This window comes from Amycolatopsis sp. NPDC051371, assembly GCF_040682155.1.
Classification (GTDB): domain Bacteria; phylum Actinomycetota; class Actinomycetes; order Mycobacteriales; family Pseudonocardiaceae; genus Amycolatopsis.
Map to the genome: position 1 here is coordinate 334,505 of NZ_JBFBAG010000001.1, position 19,472 is coordinate 353,976.

General features: G+C 72.9%; 13 protein-coding genes. 4 read left to right on the plus strand and 9 right to left on the minus strand.

Annotated elements, in window-relative coordinates; translation table 11 throughout:
* Positions 1-2 precede the first annotated feature (2 nt).
* The 9 genes from AB0M59_RS01405 to AB0M59_RS01445 form a co-directional block, all read right to left on the minus strand.
* Positions 3-1,976 (minus strand): hypothetical protein, encoded by a 1,974-nt coding sequence (locus AB0M59_RS01405; protein ID WP_364606676.1) that lies wholly within the window; start codon positions 1,974-1,976, stop codon positions 3-5.
* A gap of 103 nt (positions 1,977-2,079) precedes the next feature.
* Entirely contained in the window at positions 2,080-3,342 is a 1,263-nt protein-coding gene (locus AB0M59_RS01410) for an acyl-CoA desaturase (RefSeq protein WP_364606679.1), read from the minus strand.
* Between the two features lie 30 nt (positions 3,343-3,372).
* Positions 3,373-4,470, minus strand: a complete 1,098-nt coding sequence (locus AB0M59_RS01415; protein ID WP_364606682.1) for a ferredoxin reductase — start codon at positions 4,468-4,470, stop codon at positions 3,373-3,375.
* A gap of 55 nt (positions 4,471-4,525) precedes the next feature.
* A complete protein-coding gene (locus AB0M59_RS01420; protein WP_364606685.1) occupies positions 4,526-7,867 on the minus strand; it encodes a glycosylhydrolase-like jelly roll fold domain-containing protein in 3,342 nt (1,113 codons plus the stop codon).
* A 542-nt stretch (positions 7,868-8,409) separates the two neighbouring features.
* Positions 8,410-11,301, minus strand: a complete 2,892-nt coding sequence (locus AB0M59_RS01425; RefSeq protein WP_364606688.1) for an AAA family ATPase — start codon at positions 11,299-11,301, stop codon at positions 8,410-8,412.
* Positions 11,302-11,370: 69 nt separating this feature from the next.
* Complete coding sequence (locus AB0M59_RS01430; protein WP_364606691.1) at positions 11,371-11,544, minus strand: hypothetical protein; 174 nt, start codon at positions 11,542-11,544, stop codon at positions 11,371-11,373.
* Between the two features lie 50 nt (positions 11,545-11,594).
* Positions 11,595-11,777: a hypothetical protein gene (locus AB0M59_RS01435; protein WP_364606693.1), complete on the minus strand. Its 183-nt coding sequence runs from the start codon at positions 11,775-11,777 to the stop codon at positions 11,595-11,597.
* Positions 11,778-11,821: 44 nt separating this feature from the next.
* Positions 11,822-12,001, minus strand: a complete 180-nt coding sequence (locus AB0M59_RS01440; protein WP_364606696.1) for a hypothetical protein — start codon at positions 11,999-12,001, stop codon at positions 11,822-11,824.
* Between the two features lie 45 nt (positions 12,002-12,046).
* Entirely contained in the window at positions 12,047-14,890 is a 2,844-nt protein-coding gene (locus AB0M59_RS01445; RefSeq protein ID WP_364606699.1) for a type 2 lanthipeptide synthetase LanM family protein, read from the minus strand.
* Positions 14,891-15,313: 423 nt separating this feature from the next.
* Between AB0M59_RS01445 and AB0M59_RS01450 the strand changes: the two genes are divergently transcribed.
* From AB0M59_RS01450 to AB0M59_RS01465, 4 genes are read left to right on the plus strand one after another with little or no spacing between them, the layout of a single operon-like run.
* Complete coding sequence (locus AB0M59_RS01450; RefSeq protein WP_364606702.1) at positions 15,314-15,799, plus strand: cobalamin-dependent protein; 486 nt, start codon at positions 15,314-15,316, stop codon at positions 15,797-15,799.
* Positions 15,796-17,046, plus strand: coding sequence for a methylaspartate mutase (locus AB0M59_RS01455; RefSeq protein ID WP_364606704.1), 1,251 nt, complete (start codon positions 15,796-15,798; stop codon positions 17,044-17,046). Before AB0M59_RS01450 ends, AB0M59_RS01455 begins: the two co-directional genes overlap by 4 nt.
* A gap of 31 nt (positions 17,047-17,077) precedes the next feature.
* Entirely contained in the window at positions 17,078-18,061 is a 984-nt protein-coding gene (locus tag AB0M59_RS01460) for an asparagine synthetase A (protein WP_364606707.1), read from the plus strand.
* The gene (locus AB0M59_RS01465; protein ID WP_364606710.1) at positions 18,058-19,311 is read left to right on the plus strand and encodes a glutamate synthase-related protein; all 1,254 of its coding nucleotides are present in this window, start codon (positions 18,058-18,060) and stop codon (positions 19,309-19,311) included. Before AB0M59_RS01460 ends, AB0M59_RS01465 begins: the two co-directional genes overlap by 4 nt.
* The last annotated feature ends 161 nt before the right edge of the window (positions 19,312-19,472 follow it).

Consider the following 19,472-nt stretch of genomic DNA (forward strand, 5'->3'; position numbering starts at 1 on the left):
CCTCACCATCCTCCGGACGAGTCGAACCGGACGTCGGCCTCGAGCGGCTTGCGGCGGTCCCACGCGCCGGAGCCCGCCCACCGCGGCGCCCCGATGCGGGACAGCGGGATCGCCGATTCGCGCCACGACGCCTGGCCGAACAGCACGAGCGCGGCGAGCACCGGAAGCCCCACGGCGACGGTCAGCGTGGCCTGCACGACCACGCCGCCGCTCTGCGTCGCGACGGCCGCGGCGAACGCGGCGACGGCCGCGATGCTCAGCTGGACCAGCGCCTGCGGCAGCGTGCCGAGGTACCCGAGCACGGTGCGGCGCGGCGGCAGCGACAGGCGGCTGTAGAGGAAACCCGGCAGCAGCAGCAACATGGTGATCACGGACTGGCCGTCGCCGATGTGGCCGAGCGCCTCGGTCGCGGCCCGGCCGTACGGCCACGGGCTGCCCACCAGCAGCCAGCCGAGCACGAACGAGACCGTCGCGACGGCCAGCGCGTAGAAGGTCACGTTGAGCGGGCCGGACTTCGTGGAGTCCTTGAGCACGAGCGTCGCGCGCACGCGGACGTGGTCGCCGCGCGGGTCGCGGCCACCGGAGCGGCGCCAGTACGCCCGCGCTTCGTTGTCGGTGATGCCGTTGACCAGCACGAGGTCCTGCCCGAACTCCCGGTCGGTCAGCTCGCGCGCGGCCTCGCGCAGGTTCGCGGACGTGAACTCCGGGTGCCGGCGCAGCGAGTTGTCCAGCTCGCCGACGTCCGTCCGCACCGCCTCGCCGGTGGTGGCCGCGGCGGCGAGCCGGTGGCAGGCCGGCAGGCTGCGCGGGGACAGCTCGACCCCGGACTGGCCGGCCTCCCACTTGCGGCGGCGCACCAGGTCCGCCAGCCGGCGCAGGACGGTCTGGGCCTGCAGTTCGAGGATCTTGTGCCGGGCGCCGTCGGCTTCCTGCAGCGGGGCGGCGTCCTGGCGTTCGGCCAGCGAAAGCAGGTCCTCGGCCAGGCCGTCCACCTGGTGCTGGTCGGCGTCGGTCGACAGGTACATCCGGGAGATCTCGGCCTCCGGCGCGGTCCCGGCCACCAGGTGGTAGGACTTCAGCGTCGCCGGGATCATGGTCTCGTAGCTGACGACGTAGCCGCGGCGGCTGGAGGCCAGCCGCCGCCACTGCTCCTTCGCGACGGGCTGCCGGGCGTCGACGTGCAGCGGGGTTTCGTAGCTGAGCCGGTGTTCCTCGACCGCATCGTCCAGTGCGACGACCAGCATGTAGTCGCGGACGGCGACGTTCAGCAGGTACGCGTACTCGACCAGCAGCTCCGAATAGCCCGAGAGGATGTCGAGCGCCAGTTCCCGGCACTGCCGCCCGTACCCGGGAACCGTGCCGCCGGTGGGCGCCAGCGCGAACTCCTCGTCCGGGTGGTTCCGCTCGGTGAGCAGCGTCAGCAGCGCCTGCTGGATGAGCCAGCGCGGTTCGTGCACCTGGAACAGAAAGGTGTTCAGCTCGTGTTTCGCGGTTTGCGCGTTCTCGTCACCGGCGAGGATCCCGCGCAGCAACCGGTACAGCCCGGCGGCGACCAGCCGCGACGCCTCGTGCTGGGTCAGCCGCGGCAGCTTCTGGCCCGCGCTGTCGAAGACGTCGACGGGGGAGACGTCCCGGCGCGGCAGCCGGGCCAGCGGCACCCACAGGGACCGTTGCCGGGCCGGTCGCGAGGCCGCCCGCCCGCCGTGTTCCTGCCCGATGAGGTCCTGCAGCTGCGCGGTGGCCTGGCGCTGTCCTTCGTCGAGGAGCTTGAGGCTGACGTCGACCTCGGTGCTGCGCCGCGCGGTGCCGTGCTCGACGACGGTCAGCCGCTCGGTCAGCCGGCGCACGTGGTTGAGCCGCAACGAGGTGTCCAGCAGCGCCAGCCCGACGGCCGCGCCCTGCCGGGACAGCCGGGGCGGGGCGCCGGGAATGGGGATCGTCTCGATCGCGTGCCGGAGACTCTCGATGCCGTCCACACCACTGAGAGTAGGAGGTGCGGCGAGTTGATACACGGAAAATGCGGCTATTGCCCGACCGCTCGCCGGATCCGGTGTCGGCTCAGCCCGGCACCGGCCGCGCTCAGGCGGCGCGGTCCAGCTCGTCCCCCTGGTACGGGCCGGGCTTCGGGCGGACCTTCCCGCCGGGGAACGCCAGCCGCAGGATCGTGCGGTGCACCGTGCCGAGCTGGCGGGAGAACGGCCCCGTGTTGTACGGCAGGCCGTAGCGCCGGCAGATCTCCCGGACCTGCGGCGCGATCTCCGCGTACCGGCTGCTGGGCATGTCCGGGAACAGGTGGTGCTCGACCTGGTAGCCGAGGTTGCCGCTCATCAGGTGGAACAGCGGGGAGCCGGTGATGTTCGCCGCGCCGACGAGCTGGCGGACGTACCAGCCGCCGCGGGTTTCGTCGCGGACCTCGTCCTGGCTGAACGTGTACGTCTGGTCGGGGAAGTGGCCGCAGAAGATGATCGAGTGCGCCCACAGGTTGCGGATGATGTTCGCGGTGAAGTCCGCCCAGAACGTCGCGGCGAACGTGCCGCCGCCCTCCGCGCGCGCCGCCGCGAGCTGGGCCCGCACCGCGCCCCGGCGGCGCCGGCCGCGGGCCCGGTCCGCCAGGACCCGGGCCCGGGAACGCGGCTCGGGGTTCATGAGCCGGCCGACGGCCGTCGCGGCGAGCGCGCTCACCAGCGGCCAGCCGACGTAGTCCTTGAGGATCTGGTCGCGGGCCTTGCCGGAGATGCCCTTGATGTCGTGCCACACGTCCTTCATCGGCTTCTCGCCGGAGCGGATGGCCTCGACGTCGAGGTCGTGGACCGCGACACCCCACTCGAAGAACGCCATCAGCAGCAGGTTGTACAGCGGCTGCGCCAGGTACGCCGGGTGCCACTTCTGGTGCGGATCGATGCGCATGATCTCGTAGCCGAGATCCTTGTCCTTGCCACGGATGTTCGTGTACGTGTGGTGGATGTAGTTGTGCGAGTGCTTCCACGCCGTCGCGGTCGAAGCGGTGTCCCAGTCCCATGTGGACGAATGGATGTACGGGTCGTTCATCCAGTCCCACTGGCCGTGCAGGACGTTGTGCCCGATCTCCATGTTCTCCAGGATCTTCGCGACCGCCAGGCAGCCGGTGCCCGCCGTCCAGGCCACCTTGGACCGGGAGCCGAGCAGCAGCGCCCGGCCGGCCACCGCGATCTGCCGGTGCAGCCGGATGACGCCCTTGATGTAGCGGCGGTCGCGCTCGCCCAGGTCGCCGCGCACCTGGTCGTGGATGGCGTCGAACTCGCGGGCGAGTTCGTCGAGCTGGTCCGCGCTCAGGTGGGCGAACGGGTGGGTGGTGGAGGACATGGGTTCCTTTCTCCGTTCAGAGTTCGATACCTAAAGTTCGACCGTGACCCGGCCTTCGGCGCCGTGCACGCAGGTGCGCACGATCTCGTTGTGCTTCTCGCTGACGGCGTTCGTGCGCAGGTCGCGGATCCGGCCTTCCCGGATCGGCAGCACGCACGTGTGGCACACCCCGACCCGGCAGCCGAAGGGCATGTCGACGCCCGCGTTCTCGCCCGCGACGAGGATCGGGGTGCCGGGTGGGCAGTCCGCGTCGAGGTTGCGGTGGGCGAACCGCACGGTGCCGCCCGCCCCCTCGGCGTCTTCACCGCCCACGATCGGCTGGAACCGTTCGTGGTGCAGCCGGTCGGTGTCGCCGTGGCGTTTCCAGTGCGCCTGCAGCGCGTCGAGGAGTTCGCCGGGACCGCAGGCGTAGGTCTCCCGCTCGCGCCAGTCCGGGCACAGGGTGTCCAGGTGGGCGGGGGTGAACCGGCCGTCCTCGCTGGTGATCCGCAGTTCGAGGCGGAAACCCTCGTGCTGCTTTTCGAGGGCGGCCAGCTCGTCGCCGAAGGTGACGCCGTCCGCCTCCCGCGCCGAGTGCACGTGGACGACATCGCGCAGGCCGGGCCCCGGCGCGAGATGACGCAACATGCTCATCACCGGCGTGATGCCGCTGCCGGCGGTGACGAAGAGCAGGCCGCGGTCGAGCCGGTCCGGCAGGGTGAACGACCCTTCGACCTCGCCGAGCCGCACGACCTCCCCGGGGTGGACCTGCTCGACCAGGAACGGCGAGACGACACCGCCGTCGACCCTCTTGGGGGTGACCGAGATGAGCCCGTCCGCGCGGTCGGGGCTCGACGTCAGCGAGTACGCGCGCCAGTGGTGGACGCCGTCGATGACCACGCCGAGGCGCACGTACTGCCCGGGCCGGTGCCCGACCCAGTCGAAGCCCGGCCGGATCAGCACGGTGGCCGCGCCGCCGCGTTCGGGTTCGACGCGCTCGACGCGTCCGCGTAGCTCCCGAGTCGACCACAGGGGGTTGATCAGCTCGAGGTAGTCGTCCGGGCGCAGGGGGGTGAAGAGCCAACGCAACGCGCGCAGTGCCCGGCGCCGCAGTGGCGACGCCGGGGGACGCATTCCCACTTCAGCCATGCTGATTGAGTGTACAGACGTGCACTCAACTCGCAGCCCGAGTGGTGTGAAACGTTTAAGTCAGCGGCACGCCGACGAGGCGGTACGGGCGCAGCGTCACCGGTCCGAGGAGGCCGGACGCGAGCACCTGGCCGCGCGCGTTGGCGCCGGTGTTCGTGACCCGCACCCGGACGCGGTTGCGGCCGGGGCGCAGGGCGGCGGTCACGTCGGTCCGGTAGGGCGGCCACAGCCGTGACCCGGTTGACGTGCCGTTGACCTCCACTTCGGCCACCTCGTGCACCTCGCCGAGGTCGAGCGTCCAGCGTCGGCCGGGGACGGCGGGCACGTCGAACTCCGTTTCGTACCAAGCGGATCCGGAGTACGCGGGGTCCACGTCGGTCCACGAGCCGAGGGGCCGCGTGATCACCGGCGCACCCGCGCGGTCGAAGTGGAACGTCCAGTCGCCGCCGAGCGGGACGGGCACGAGGGAGTCGGAGACCGTCGCCGCACCGGAGTAGTCGTGTGAGCCGTTCGTCGCGGTGACGGTGACGCTGCCCGGTCCGCTCGAGCGCACGATCGCGGTCCGGCCGTCGATGCGGTCGACCGGCGTCGAGGCGGACGTCGCGTGCAGAGGTTCCCGGCCGCCGCGGAAAACCACCACCAGTGCGGCTTTCGGCTCGAGTCGCAGTCGCACTGCCGTAATCGCCCCGGCCTTCTGCCAGACACCGGCCGGGGTCGCCGAACCCGTGTCGGGGTCCCACACCTCGGGCGTTCCGGTCGCCGGGAACGTCGCGGTCAGCTCCACGGCGTCGGCGCGTTCGCTCACCACTACGAACGCCTGCTCGCCCCGGTTTTCCAGGCGCAGCACCCGGACATCGGCGTGCGGCGGCTCGAGCGCGGCCGCCGCGCCGCCGGCGGTGACCGCCGCTGCCCCGGCCGCACCCGGGTCGGCCACCCGCACCACCGAGCGCGTCGCGAACAACTCGGCCAAGGCGGACCGCAGGCCGGCGTCGTTGCCGCCGGCTTCGCGGGCCGGTGGCGTGCCGATGACGACCACGTTGCCGCCCCCGCGGGCGAACCGGGTCAGCGTCCGCACCGCGCCGAGTGCCAGGACCGGCGTCTCCGGCACCACGACGATCCGGTACGCCTGCTGCCCGACGACCAGCTTCGGCCCGCTCGGCCGGGCGTGGGTGACGAGGGCGGGGTCGGCGTCGAGCGCGCCCTCGTCGAGGAAGTCGAAGTCCACCTGGACGTCTTCGAGCGCGTGCGCGGTGGTCAGGAAGGCCGTGTCGAGCGCGGCCATCGCCGGAGTGTCCTGAGTGGACTCCGCGGCGCGCTGCGGCTGCAGCAGCGCGGTCCGTGCGACGGCCGGCGCACGGCAGGCCTCCATCAGCCTGCCGATCCAGTCGTTCAGCGGCGCGGACACCGGCCACCACGGGTTTGCGGGCTGGAACGGCGGCGGGTAGACGATCTGGCTCTCGTCGCTGAACCGCGCGTGCAGCAGCGTGTGGTTGACCCCGCGCACGGCGAACGCGCCGACGACCTCGCGGACGAACGCCGGGGTCACCGGCCAGCCGGTGCCGCCCATGGCCTCGAGGTAGACGCGTTCGAGCCCCAGCTGGTGCGCGGTGCTGGCCGGGAATCGCGACAGCGTGCGGTGGTAGCCGCGCTGGTAGTGGTCGAAGATCAGGTCGGTGCCGGGCACCTGCGCCCACTGGTTGTTCGCGTTCAGGTTGCCGGAGCTCTGGAGTTGTTCACCGGGACCGTATTCGTCCCAGAGCGGGTTGGAGATCAGCTTGACGCCGTGGTCGGCCATCCACCGGCCCTGGGTGCGGTAGTACGCGGCGGCGAACCGGTTGCTGACCGCCCGCCAGAACAGCCCGCGCAGGCGGAGGCCGTCCGTCCCGAGGTCGTCGTGCACCGCGGTCAGGGCGATCCCGGGGGACGTCCCGAGGCGGCCCAGCTCGGCGTCGAGGGTGGGGGACCAGGGGACGGTGTCGAAGGGGCCGTGCGCCGAGGCGAGGTAGGGCTCGTCGTCGGCGAAGCCGCGCAGCACCGCTTTCGCCGCCCACGGGAAGCGGCGCAGGTATTCGCCCGGCACGGCGTCGAGGAACAGCCGGACGGCTTCGTCGTCCATGAGGTCGAGGTAGGCGCGGCCGGAACCGGTGGGCGTGCTCAGCGGGCGGACGGTGAACAGGTCCAGCTGCCACCGGCCGGCCGGCGGGGTCCACGTCCCGCCCGCGCGGGCCTGCGCGGTGAGGTCCACGAGCGACCGCGGGTCGGCCGAGCCGGCCGGGCGGGCGGTCGCGGCGACCAGGGGCAGGCCGGTGGTGGGCAGGTCGAAGGCGTCGAGGGCGGCCGCGGTGTCGAAGGTTTCGTCGTACAGCACGGTTCCGGTGGGGTCGCGGACGGTGAGGCGGTCCCACGAGGACCGCTGGCTCGCCACGGCGCGCACCCCGACGCGGCCGGTGGCGAAGGCGATGTCCGCCGGGGCCTTCGCCGCGCCGTCCAGCGTCACGGTCAGGTTGGTGCCCCGGATTTTGACGAGGAGCTGGTGGTCCGCGCCGGGGTCGAAGCCCGGCACCGGCGTGCCGCCGCGGACGAGGGAGAACGAGCCGCCGGTCTGCTGCCAGACGTCGACGGCACCGTCGGCGCGCAGGTCGGCGAGGACACCGTCGCCTTCGCTCGTACTGCGCACCATCAGGCCGGCGGTCGCGCTCTCGACGCGGACCGTCGCCTCGACGTCGTAGTCCTGCCACTGGGCACCTTGCCGGAGCAGGGTGACGCCGTCGCGCGCGGCGGCGTCGACGAGCAGCCGGCCGTCCGAAACGGACAGTCCGCGGCTCGTCAGCGGTACGGGGGAGCCGCCGGTGGCGGTGAGCACCTGGTGCCCGACGCCCTTGAGCCGCAGGTCGGGCCGCGGCGGGTACACGCGGCCGCCGACCGTCCCGCCGTCGACGACGAGCCCGCCGGCGCGGCCGCTGGGGAAGTAGTCGTCGTTGAACAGCCAGATGTGCATGCCGTGGCGCTGGGCTTCGCGCAGGGCGAATTCGATGGTGGCGAACCAGTCTTCGGTGAAGAACGCCGGTTTCAGGGCCGCGGTTTCGAACGGGAAGAGCAGGACTTCGTGCACGCCTTGGCCGCGCAGGTCGGCCAGCCCGGCGGCGACGAGGTCCGGCGTGACGGTGCCGTTCCAGAACCACAGGACGGTGGGGCGCGAGTCGGGCCGCGGGTCGGTGAAGCGGCCGGCGGGGAAGCCGGCGGCGGCCCCGGCCGCTTCTGCCGCCTCGGCCGCGTCTGCCGCGGAGACCGGGATGGCGACTCCGGTCGCGACGGTCGTCGCCGCGGCGAGCGCGAGCAGCTGCCGCCGGGACAGGCGCACTCCGGCCACGATCCGCACTTCGTCGTGCTCGGTCATGGAGTCCCCTCAGTGACTTGAAACGATTCAATAGGCAGGTAATTTACGTGACCCGGGTCACGCCCGTCAAGGACTGTTCGGGGATGAACGCGGGGTACGGTCACCGACCGTGGAGCCTCTGGTGGTGACCTTGGCTGTCGACGGGCGCGCCCAGGCGGCGTGGAACGCGACGCGGCGCAGGTGGTTCCCGCCGGCGCGGCTGCTGCTCGACGAATGTCATGAAAGGGTCGTTCACCTAGTCCGACGACCTGAACGAGTCGTTCATGACGTCCGGGCCGAGCCGCGAGAGAGGAGCGCCGCGGGCGTCGCGAATGACTCATTCGCGACGCTGCCACCGCCGGGCCGCGCCACCTGGTGTCGCGCGTCCGAGGTTCGTTGACAGCGCGGCGGCGAGGGCGAACGTCTTGAATGACTCATTCAGGTCTTCGGAGGTCCTGAATGACTCATTCAAGACCTTTGGTCCGGGCTACCGAGCCGGGCTCGGGCTCCGCGAGCGCCCTCACTCCAGCGGCCCGAACGTCGACGAACTTGCCGCGCGCCACCTAGTTCGGGGTGTTGCGCGCGTACTCCGTCAACTCGCCCCGGTTCTGCAGGTTCGACTTCGCCATCAAGCTCGCCACGTGCTTTTCCACCGTGCGCGGCGAAATGTGCAGCCGGCGGGCGATGTCCTTGTTGCCCATGTTGTCCGCCAGCAGCTGCAGCACCTCGTACTCGCGCACCGTCACGCCCGCCGACCGCAGGCTCGCCGGGAGGCGGTCGGAGCCCGTGCGGCGCTGGCCGACCGGGGCGCCGATCTTGCGCAGCAGGCCGCGGCACGCGCTCGCGACCGCCGTCACCTCCGCCTGGTGGAAGTACTCCTCGGCCTCCTTGAGCCACGTCACCGGGTCGCCCCAGCCGTCGGCCGAGGCGGACTCCGCCACCATGCGCAGGCCCAGGTGCCGGCTCACCGGGAACGGGGCCGCCGCCTCGATCGCCGCGGCCACGGCGGCGTCGGCGCGGTCCGGGGCACCCGCGCGGCCGTGGCGGACCGCGTCGCCCAGGAGCACGAACTGGCGGTTCCAGCGCATCCCGCTCACCGCCGTCGGCGGCCGGGCCACCTCCGGCTCCGTCCCGTCGAGCGCCTCGATCAGCAGCCGCAAGCCGTGCTGGCCGGCCAGGTGGAAGCGGCTCGGCTGCCGCTCCTCCAAGGTCAGCACCTGGGCCAGCTCGCGGCGGGCGCGTTCGGCGTCCTCCTCGAGCAGGGAACAGAACACCTGCGCCAGCCCCACGCTCAGCACGAGCTCCTGCGCGGTGGCGCCACCTTCCGCGCGGAATTCCTCGAGCGCGCGCTCCATCCGTGGCCGGTCGGCCTGGTGGGCGGCCACCATCGCGCGCGTCATGTGCGTGTACTGCAGCAGCGCGACCAAGCCGAGCCGGCCGAGTACCGCGAGGTTCTCGTCGAGGATCGTCTCGGCCTGCGCGAACTCGCCGCGCATCGCCGCGTGCACCGCGCGGCTCGCGTCGACCGCGCAGGTCAGCGTGATCGCGCCGGTGCGCTGGGCCTCCGCGCGGGCCAGGTCGAACGTGCGGACGTCGCCCTCGGCCAGCATCCGGTGCCCGCCGAGCCGCACCAGCACCTGGGTGCGCAGGTGCGTCAGCTGGTGGTGTTCGGCCAGCCGCCGCGCCAGCTGCAGGTAGCGCTCGGCTTCGGTCAGGTCCGTCTCCAGCGCCACCATGCCGAGCACCTGCAGCGCCTGGCACGACACGAACGGCACGCCGGCGCGCTCGGCGACCTCCCACGCCTGCTCGGCCAGCTTCCGGGCCCGCTCGGTGTGCGCCGGGCCCGGGATGTCCAGCCACAGCGTCGCTTCGACGGCGTCGAGACCCGCCTTCTGCTCCTCGGTGATCTCGCCGCCGAGCGGGGCGCGGGCCTGCTCGATCTGGTTGAGGCACTCGTCGTGCCGGCCGCCGATGTAGGCCGCCCACGCCAGCTGGATGTGCAGGTCGACCGCCCGTTCCAGGCGGCCGATCTCGGCGAAGCGGGCGGAGAACCCGACGGCCCGGTCGAACTGCCCGGTCTGCCCGAGCGCGTGCAGCAGGGATTCGAGGGCGTCGGCGCGGTCGTCGGGGCTCGCGGTGGCCAGGAGCTCGACGGCGCGGGTCAGCATGGTCACCGCGGTGTCGGCCGCGCCACCGTCGAGCGCGCGGCGCCCGGCTTCGGCGAACAGCCGTCCGGCGCCGGGGTGGTCCATCGCCGTCAGCCGCAGCGCCGCGGCCAGCGCGCACAGCTCGCCGGGCAGGCCGGGGTGTAGGAGCTCGACGGCGTCGGCGGCCCGGCGCGCCAGGTTCGCCTTCGTCGACGGCACGAGCCGGGCCAGCAGGGCCTCGGCGGTCAGCGGGTGGCGGAAGGCGTACCAGCCGGGCGTGGTCTCGTCGGTGGTGACCAGGTGTGCGGCGACGCTCGCGCTGATGTGGTTGTGCAGCATGCGGTCGTCCATGTCGGTGACCGCCTGCACGACCGAAAGCGGGAACCGCCGGCCCAGCACGGCGGCCACCGACAGCAGCGTTTCGCCGTCCGGGCCGAGTGCGTCGACGCGCGTGGCGATGCTGCTGATCAGCGCCTCCGGCACGCGGGCCTGCAGCTCGCCGACGACCTGCCAGCCGTTCGCGCCGCCGACGAGCAGGCCGTCGCCGAGCATGCCGTGCAGCAGCTCCTCGACGACGAACGGCACGCCCTCGCTGTTCTGCCACAACAGGTTCGCGACGGCGGCGGGGACCGCGGCCGGCTCGGTCTCCAGGCAGGCGGCCGCGAATTCGCGGGTGCGCTCGGCGTCCAGCCGGGCCAGTTCGAAGGTGTGGCTGGACGAACGCTGCGCCGCGGCGGTCGCCAGCCGCAGCGCCTCACCCGGCTCGCCGCGCAGGGTGCCGATCAGCATGACCCGGCTGGAGGCCAGGTTGTCGACGAGGTACTCGACGATGAACAGCGTTTCGGCGTCGGCGTTGTGCAGGTCCTCCAGCACGATCAGGCAGCCGCCTTCGCGACCGGCCACCGACAGCAGCCGGAAGACGGCTTCGGCCAGCACGAGCAGGTTCCCGTTGTCGTGCGGGCGGTCGCCGCGGTACCAGTCGGGCACGAGCCGGGCGAGCACCGGCACGAGCGGATCGAGCTCGGGAGCGGCCGGCGGGAGACCGCCGCGGAAGTGCGAAAGCAGCGCTTCGGCCAGGGGCCGGAACGGCACCATCGGGCCGATCGAGCTGGCCCGTCCGCGTAGCACCGGGAGCCCGGTCGCCAGTGCCCGCGAGGCGATGTCGGCGGCGAGCCGGGATTTCCCGATCCCGCCTTCGCCGACAAGGAAGAAGGCCCCACCGTGGTCGGTGCGGGCCTTCTCCAGAGCCTCCGACAGTGCGCCGAGCTCCCTGTCGCGCCCGATGAGACGCGTCGAACGGATGCCCATCGCGGTCACTATAACCGGATGGGACCCCTCCGGACGTAGGTCGAAATACCCACGCCCGCCGGTGTCTCACTATTCGGTGAAACCGCCCGTGACGACCGTGATGTCCATCGTGGTCAGGGAGTTCTGGCTGACCCGGGCCGCCTTGCCGGACAGGGCGTGGTTGCGGGCGCCGGTCCGGGAGGTCCGGGGGAGGGTCAAGTCGCCGATCGGGTTGTCCGGGCCGGCGAAGTCGTGCTCGGTCATGCGGGTGGCTCCACTCTCGGTAGTGCTGGGTCGGACGGAGGCGGGAAGGGCTACTTGGGGAAAGCGATGCTGACGGTGAAGACCGGGGTGATGTCCAGAGTGTCGGCACCGTTGTGGCTCAGCCGCGCCGTCCGGCCGGCCAGGGCGCGGTTGCGGGCGCCGGTCCGGGTCGGTGTCGGGAGGGTGGGGTCGCCGATGGGGTTGTCCGTGCCGGTGAAGTCGTGCTCGCTCATGGCGTGTTCTCCGCTTTCGGTCGCGATCGGGGCAGGGACGGACGTCAGAGGGCGAAGGTGCCGTTGGTGACGACGGTGGGGCCACCGAGCGTCTCGAGGGTCATCCCGGACAGCCGGGGCCGGGTGCCGGCCAGCGCCTGGTTGCGGGCTCCGCGGCGGTTCGCGCGGGGGAGCACCAGGGCGCCGACGGTGGCTTCGACGGTCTCGGCGGTGATGTCGGGCATCGTTCGTTCTCTCCTCTGGGCGGGACGGGGGTGGGGACGGTCTGCTCAATGGGTCGGTGGTTGCAGGAGCAGGGCGGACGGGACGCGGGGGCCGAAGCCGAGGCGCAGCAGGCCGTACCCGATGCCGGCCAGGCCGGTCAGCAGGCCGGGGGACGGGACGCCGTCGGGGGTGCCGCAGCGCGCGCCGTCCTGTTCGACGGCGGTGAGCAGCTGCCCGGTGCGGGTGGCGACCGCGGCGGCGGCGCCGTGGTGCCCGCTCTCGGCGAGGAAGCCGAGCACGTCGGTGATGCCGGTTTCGCCGTGGCAGAGGCTCAGGTCGCGCAGCGGGTCCTGGGCGGCGAGGGCCGCCACCTGCTCGTCGAGGCCGAGCACCGCGGGCTGACCGGCGTAGGCGAGCACCTGCCCGGCCAGGCCGGAACACCAGCCGTGCCCGGTGGCGGCCTTCGCGGGCGGCAGGGTCGCGGTTTCGCGCGGGTACCCGGCCAGGGCCCAGTCGACGCCGGCCGCGCCGTGCGCGAACCCCGGGTCGGCGAGGTCGGGATCGAGGGAGCGGACGGCGAGTTCGGCCGCGTACGCGTCGGCCAACAGCGCGGCTTCGCCGGATCCGGTCTGGGTGGCCACCGAGCGCAGCGCGACCAGGCCGCCGGCCAGGCCGGTGGTGAACCGCGGGGAGGTCTCCGGCGTCGGGGCCGGCATGACGGCGACCGTGCGGGCGGTCAGGTCGAGCAGGTCCGGCCGGTCGAGCAGCCGGGAGAGCCGGGCCGCGGCGTAGGCGACGCCGCCGAGCCCCAGCAGCCCGCCGGGGCCGGCCGCCGCGGCGAGCTCCGGATCGGCCTCCAGCGCCGAAACCAGCCACGGCAGCCCGGAAAGCGCCTTCCCGGCCAGGTCGCGGTAGCGGTCGATGCCGGTCAGCTCGGCCAGTTGCGCGAGGAACAGCGCCACGCCGGTGTAGCCCTCACCGAGCCCGGCGCCCATCGGCAGCACGGTCCAGTACTTCTCGTCGACGAGCTCCAGCCCGACCCAGTTGACGCGGCCGCCGGCCGACGACGCGCGGGCGATGATCGCGTCGGCGACGCCGCACGCGGCCGAGAGCAGGTGCGCGGGTTCGGGGCTCTTGCTCGGCAAGACGGTCCCGGTGACGCCGGTGCCGGCGTGGGTCTCGGCCGCCGGCCGGGTGGCCAGCGCCGCGGAGATCAGCCACTCCTGGTCGCGGCGGTCGATCGTGGTCATCCCGGCGACCTTCGCGCGCACCGTCTCCAGCGGCGGTTCGGCCAAAAGCCCCGGCAGCCGGTTCCCGTCGGCGTCCCAGAGGTCCGCGGACCCGGGCCGGCCGGTGAACATCGGGACGTCGCCCGCCCACAGGTCGGTGAGCTCGGCGGCGACGAGCCCGCGGCGGACCTCGTCGGTGCTGTCGTCGTGCAGCAGCCCGAACGCGTCGTCGCGGGCGTCGGCTTCGGCGAGCAGCGACGGGTGGGTGGTCTCGTCGAGCAGCCGCGTGTAGAAGTTGGTCGGGCGGACGAGGACGCGGATCCCTGCGCTCGCGCAGCGGTCCAGCTGCCGCCCGAACTCCGCCGCGCCGCCGGCGATGGCGTCGTACCCGGCACGGAATCCGGCCAGCAGCGCGGCGCCGTGCTCGGCCGGCTCGACGTCGACGCCGCCGAGGGTGGGCCGGTTGACGCCGGTGCCGACGCCGCCGGGCACCCGGGTCAGCCGCATCCGGTCGGTGCCGGCGTCGAGCCAGTCGACGCGGGTCAGCGCCGGGGCCGCCGCACGGCCGCCGCCGAGCCCGGAGATGTCGACCGCGCCGTGCTCGCCGACGATCATCTGCGGCAGCAGCAGGGTCCGGTGCACCGACCGCGCGAGCAGCTCGGCGGCGGGGTCGGCTTCGGTGGTCTCGTCGGCGGGCAGCACCGGCTGGAACAGCGTCTCGATGTCGATCAGCACGGGCTGGTCGCCGGCGGCGATGATGTTCTCGAAGTGCACGTCGGTGCCGTCGAGGGCGTGCAGCAGGGCGAGCAGCACGCCCTGGCGGCGGTAGAACCGGTCCACCTCGGTGAGATCGGCGCACGGCCGGTGCTCGACGAAGCGGAGCCAGCCGTAGCCGGCACGCACCACGACGTCGACCGTGCGCAGCTCGAGGCCGGGCACCCGCGGGTTGAGCCAGTCCACCAAGCCGGTGAACGCCGCGTGCAGGTCGAGCGGGCGGGGCTTGTAGATGACGCGCGCGCCGCCGGCGAACCGCAGCTCGCGGACCGAGCGGCCGCGCTGGTGGGCGTCCCCGGTGCCGCCGCTGATCTCGACCAGGAGGCCGGGGTCGGTGCCGGTGAACGCGCTGAGGGCCGTGCGGTCGGCGGTGAAACGGCCGAGCAGCTCGGTGACCGACTCGATCGCGTGCAGCGCCGCCTGCGCGGCGAGCCGGGCGAGCACGGGGTACCGGCGCAGCAGGTCGGTCAGCCCGGCCGGGGTGCCGGTCTGCCGGACGAAGTCGGCGAAGCGCTCTTCGCCGGTTTCGCCCGCGAGGATCTCCGCGCGGCGGGCCCGGCCCAGTTCCAGCACCAGCGTGCGGGCGGCGAGCCCGGCGAGCTGGTGACCCAGCTGCGCGGCGCAACGATCGGCGATCGCGGTGGCGTCGACGGCGGGCGAAGCCGCTGCGGCGCCGGCGATCGCGGCGCGGGCCGCGTCGGTGAAGGGGCGGAACACCGCGGCGAACGCGGAGCGCCAGTGCGGGCCGGGCGCCGGAGCGGCACTTTCACGTGAAAGCGCCGCTTCGGCGAAGGCGGCCCACGCGGGGAGGGAACTGTCGGTACGGCGTTCCCGCGCGGTCAGCGCCGCCGCCCACCAGGTGGGCGGGAGCGTCGTGGTCGCCGGGTTCGGCTGCGGGGGAATCACGGGATCGAGCATGCCAGCGGGTGACGCGGGTTACATGGGGGTGCTACGCCCGCATTCCCGCGCGGCATGGGGGCGTTCTAGGGGTTCATGGGGGCACCGGCGAGGAATCGCCTGGTCGCGAACTCCGCGTTGGGGCCGGACGGACGTGGCGGCTGGTCCGTTCGGCGGGCGGGCCCGGCAGGGGTTGACGAGGGCGCGCGCCCCCTCGATCCCCCACGCGGGGCACCCCCGGCACACCTGGTTCCGCGGTCGCGCGCGCGACCGCGTCGCCCGCGCGCGAGGCGGACTCCGGTGCCGGGAGCGGCGCCGGAATGCGGGGCCGCCGCACCCATGTGCGTCGGCGCCGCAGCGATGACGATTCGTCGTGAGAAGTTCGCGGCTCGCCCCGCGGACGTTCCCCGAACACACAGGGAGCGACGCACGATGACCACGTTCCAGATCGAGCAGACCCCCGACGGGCCCGGTGTGGCCGCCGGCCCCCCGCTCAAGTTCGTCCTGTCCAGCGTCCAGTCCGACTCGCACATGTGGAACCTCGTCGCCCTCCAGCTGATCATGGAGGAGATGGGGCACGAGGTGGTCAACCTCGGCGCCTGCGTCCCGGTCGGGCGGCTGCTGGCCGCCTGCCGCGCCGAGCGGCCGGACTGCCTGGTGATCAGCACCGTCAACGGCCACGGCCACGTCGACGGCGCCCGGGTGATCTCCGCCCTGCGCGCCGATTCGGAGCTCGCCGGCCTGCCCGCCGTCATCGGCGGCAAGCTCGGCGTCCAGGGCGACGCCAACGCCGAGCTGGAGACCGAGCTGCTGGCGCTGGGCTACGACGCGGTGTTCCACGTCGGCGCCGGCGACTCCGGCCAGGCGATCGCCTCGTTCCGCGAGTTCGTCGCCGCGAACGTCCGGACCTTGCGGTGACCGCTGCCCGGTCGGTGTTCAGCAGCTTCGTGGCCGAGCACCGGCGCCGCCGGACGCTGCTCGTCCAGCCGCGCATGGGGTTCTCCGACCCCGTGACGATGCGCCGCGGGCTGCGCGCGGTCGCCGAGGCCGGCGTGCCGGCCGTGGGCACCGTGACCCTGGACAGCTACACCCGCACCGGGCAGCACGACCTCGCCGCCATGTCGATCGCGTCCGGCGTCCCGCTCAACGGCTACCCGCTGGTGGCGCTCGGCGCGGCCGTCACCGCCGAGCTGGTGGACGGCCTGTACGGCCCGCGCTTCCCGGTCCAGGTCCGGCACGGGTCGGCGCAGCCGGAGGACATCTTCGCCGCGATGCTCGAAGCCGGGCTCGACGCCTCGGAGGGCGGGCCGGTGTCCTACTGCCTGCCCTACAGCAGCGTGCCGCTGCGGACGGCGGCGAAGTCGTGGTCGCGCTCGGCGTCGCTGCTGGCGGGGCAAGCCGTCGAGTGCCATCTGGAGAGTTTCGGCGGCTGCATGCTCGGGCAGCTGTGCCCGCCCGGGTTGCTCGTCGCGCTGTCGGTGCTGGAGTGCCTGTTCTTCGTCGAGCACGGCGTGCGCAGCGTGTCGGCCAGCTACGCGCAGCAGACCAGCCCGGAGCAGGACGCCGAAGCGCTGTGGGCGATGCGGCGGCTCTGCGCCGAAGAACTGTCCACTGTGGACTACCACGTCGTGCTCTATACCTATATGGGCCTTTTCCCGGAGTCCGCGGCCGGGGCCCGGGAGCTGGTCGCCGAGAGCGTCCGGCTGGCCGTGCGCACCGGCACCGAACGGCTGATCGTCAAGACCACCGCGGAAGCGCACCGGATCCCGACCGTCGAAGAGAACGTCGAGGCGCTGCGGCTGGCGCACGCCACGGCACTGGACGTTCCTTCGGCGGAGACGCCGCCGGCCGGGGACACCGAGGTGTACGCGCAGGCGCGGCGGCTCGTCGACGAGGTGCGTTCGCTCGCGCCGACGCTGACCGAGGCGCTGCCGGTGGCGTTCGAACGCGGCCTGCTCGACGTCCCGTACTGCCTGCACCCCGACAACGGCGGCGAAACCCGGTGCGTGCTCGACGACGAAGGCCGCCTGCAGTGGTGGCACACCGGCCGCATGCCGCTGCCGCCCGCATTGGGCGGCCGCCGCGGCCACGACCGGGTCAGCGCGACCCGGCTGCTCGCCGACCTGTCCTACCACCGCCGAAGGCTCGACCCGGTCCTGTCCTGATCCGCCCCGACCAGCTGGGAGTGAGAACGCCATGGAGTACACCGATCCGCCGGACCCCCGCACGCACCTGACCTCGGAGACCACGCGGAACGTGCTGGGCCTCCAGCACAAGCTGCTGGCCGAGGCGCGCGCGTTCCTGGGCGCCCGCGGCTTCACCGAGTTGCTGCCGCCGGTGATCGGCCCGGTCACCGACCCCGGCGGCCGCGGCGCGAAGCAGGTGGACGTCGACTTCTACGGCCACCGCTACAAGCTGATGACCAGCGCGATCCTGTACAAGCAGGCGTCGCTGCTCGGCTTCTCGAAGATCTTCTACGTGGCGCCGAACGTGCGGCTGGAGCCCCTGGAGACGGCGAACACGAGCCGGCACCTGGCCGAGTTCCACCAGCTCGACGTCGAGGTCGCGGGGGCGTCCCGCGACGACGTGCTCGACTTGCTGCAGGACCTGGTGGCGCACGTGGTGCGCCGCGTCGTCGAGGACGCCGGCGACGTGCTGGAGATGCTCGGCCGCGACTCGGGCGCGTTCGCCGACCTGCTCGGCGGCGCGTTCGGCCGGCTGTCGCACGCCACCGCCGTCGAGACCCTGCGCGAGCTCGGGCACCCGCAGAGCGCGGACGCCGAGATCGACTGGGCGGGCGAGGCGATCCTGTCGGAGAAGCACGCGCGGCCGTTCTTCCTCGTCGACTACCCGAAGGGCTCGCGCGGGTTTTACGACCGCGAAAGCGTTTCCACGCCCGGAGTCCTGCGCAACTTCGACCTCATCGCGCCCGAGGGGTACGGCGAGCTGTGCAGCGGCAGCGAGCGCGAACACGACTACGGCCGGATCGTGACGCGGATGCGCGAGACGGGGGAGAACCCCGCGAAGTACGCGTGGTACCTCGACTTGGTTCGTGAAGGGATCCCGGCGAGCGCCGGTTTCGGCCTCGGGGTGCAGCGGTTCACCCGGTACGTGGCGGGGCTGGACGCGGTGTGGCAGGCGACGGCGTTCCCGAAGCTGCCGGGGGTGGTCTCGCCGTGACCGCGTTGCACGCTGAGGGTTTCCCCTCCGATGAGGTCCGGGCGCGGGCGCTGCAGGGTGCCGCGGCGGTGTTCCCGGCCGCTTCTTCTTACGGGACGACGTTGTTCGGCGCTGCTGCTTCTCTCTCTGACGATGCCTTGGAGTCGGCTCGGCTGGTCCCGCCGGTGTTCGTGCCGCGACGGCTGGAGAAGCTGATCGAGCTGGGCCGCGAGCCGCTGTACGGCGACGTCTCGCTGGCGACGTCGATCGGCGGCTTCGAGTCTTCGCTGCCGCTGTACCTGTCGGCGTTCGGCTCGACGCAGGTCGCCGGGGCCGGGCTGGGAGCGGCGGCTTCGGCGCAGGCCGCGCGGCTCGGCATCCCGATGGTGATCGGCGAGAACGTCGTCCCGGTGCACGGCCACGGTCGTGCGGGCGGCGCGTCGGACGGGACGCTGCTGGAGCGGATGCGGGCGTACGCGGACGCGGTGCCCGACGGGCTCGGCGGTGTCGTGGTGCAGCAGAGCACCGAGGACGCGGACGCGGAGGTCTGGAACCTCGTGTACTCGGACCCGTCGGCGGCCCCGCTGTTGGAGTCCGGGCGGCTGGCGTTCGAGCTGAAGGTGGGTCAGGGCGCGAAGCCGGGGCTCGGCGGGATGACGCTGGTCTCGCCTTCTTCTGCCGCTTCGCTGTCTGATTTGTACACAGTGGACGTTGCCTTGGGTTCGCGGGTGCTGCGGAGCAGTTCGCCGGGGACGTTCACCGACGAGATCCTGCGTCAGCAGATCCGGTTGATGCGCAACAACTTCCCGCGGGCGGGGGTGTGGGTGAAGCTCCCGCCGGGCCGGGACATCGCTTCGGCGGCTTCAGTGGCTTGGTCGGCGGGGGCTTCCGCGGTCACGGTCGACGGCGCCGAGGGCGGTTCGGGCTGGGCGCCTACTTCTTTTGCCTCCGTGGGCCTTCCCTTGGCGGAGTGCCTTTCCCGGATCGGGTCGCCGGCGGGCTGTTTGCTGGCGTCGGGCCGCATGTGGGAGGGGACGCGGGTGGCGAAGGTCCTGGCGCTGGGAGCCCGCGCGGCCGGCTTGGGCCGGGCGGCGCTGCTGGCGGTGGACACGGACCCGGTTTCCGGGCTGGTCCGCTTCGCGGAGGCGCTGGCGTTGGAGTTGCGGTTGCTGTTGAGCGCGCTGGGCCAGTACCGGGCCGATGCGCTCACCCCTGACGATGTGTGGTTCCCCGGCACGCCGGACCGGGTGCGCGAGCAGGTGCTGTCATGACGGCCCGGCTTGCCCCTCACCGCGCCGGTCCGGGTGTCTTGAATGAGTCATTCAGGACCTCCGGTGACCTGAATGACTCATTCAAGACGTTTGGTCTGCCGGGGATCGGCGGTGCGTCATGACCGCCGTCGGCGAGCCGCGCGCGGCGGTGGAGCTGGACG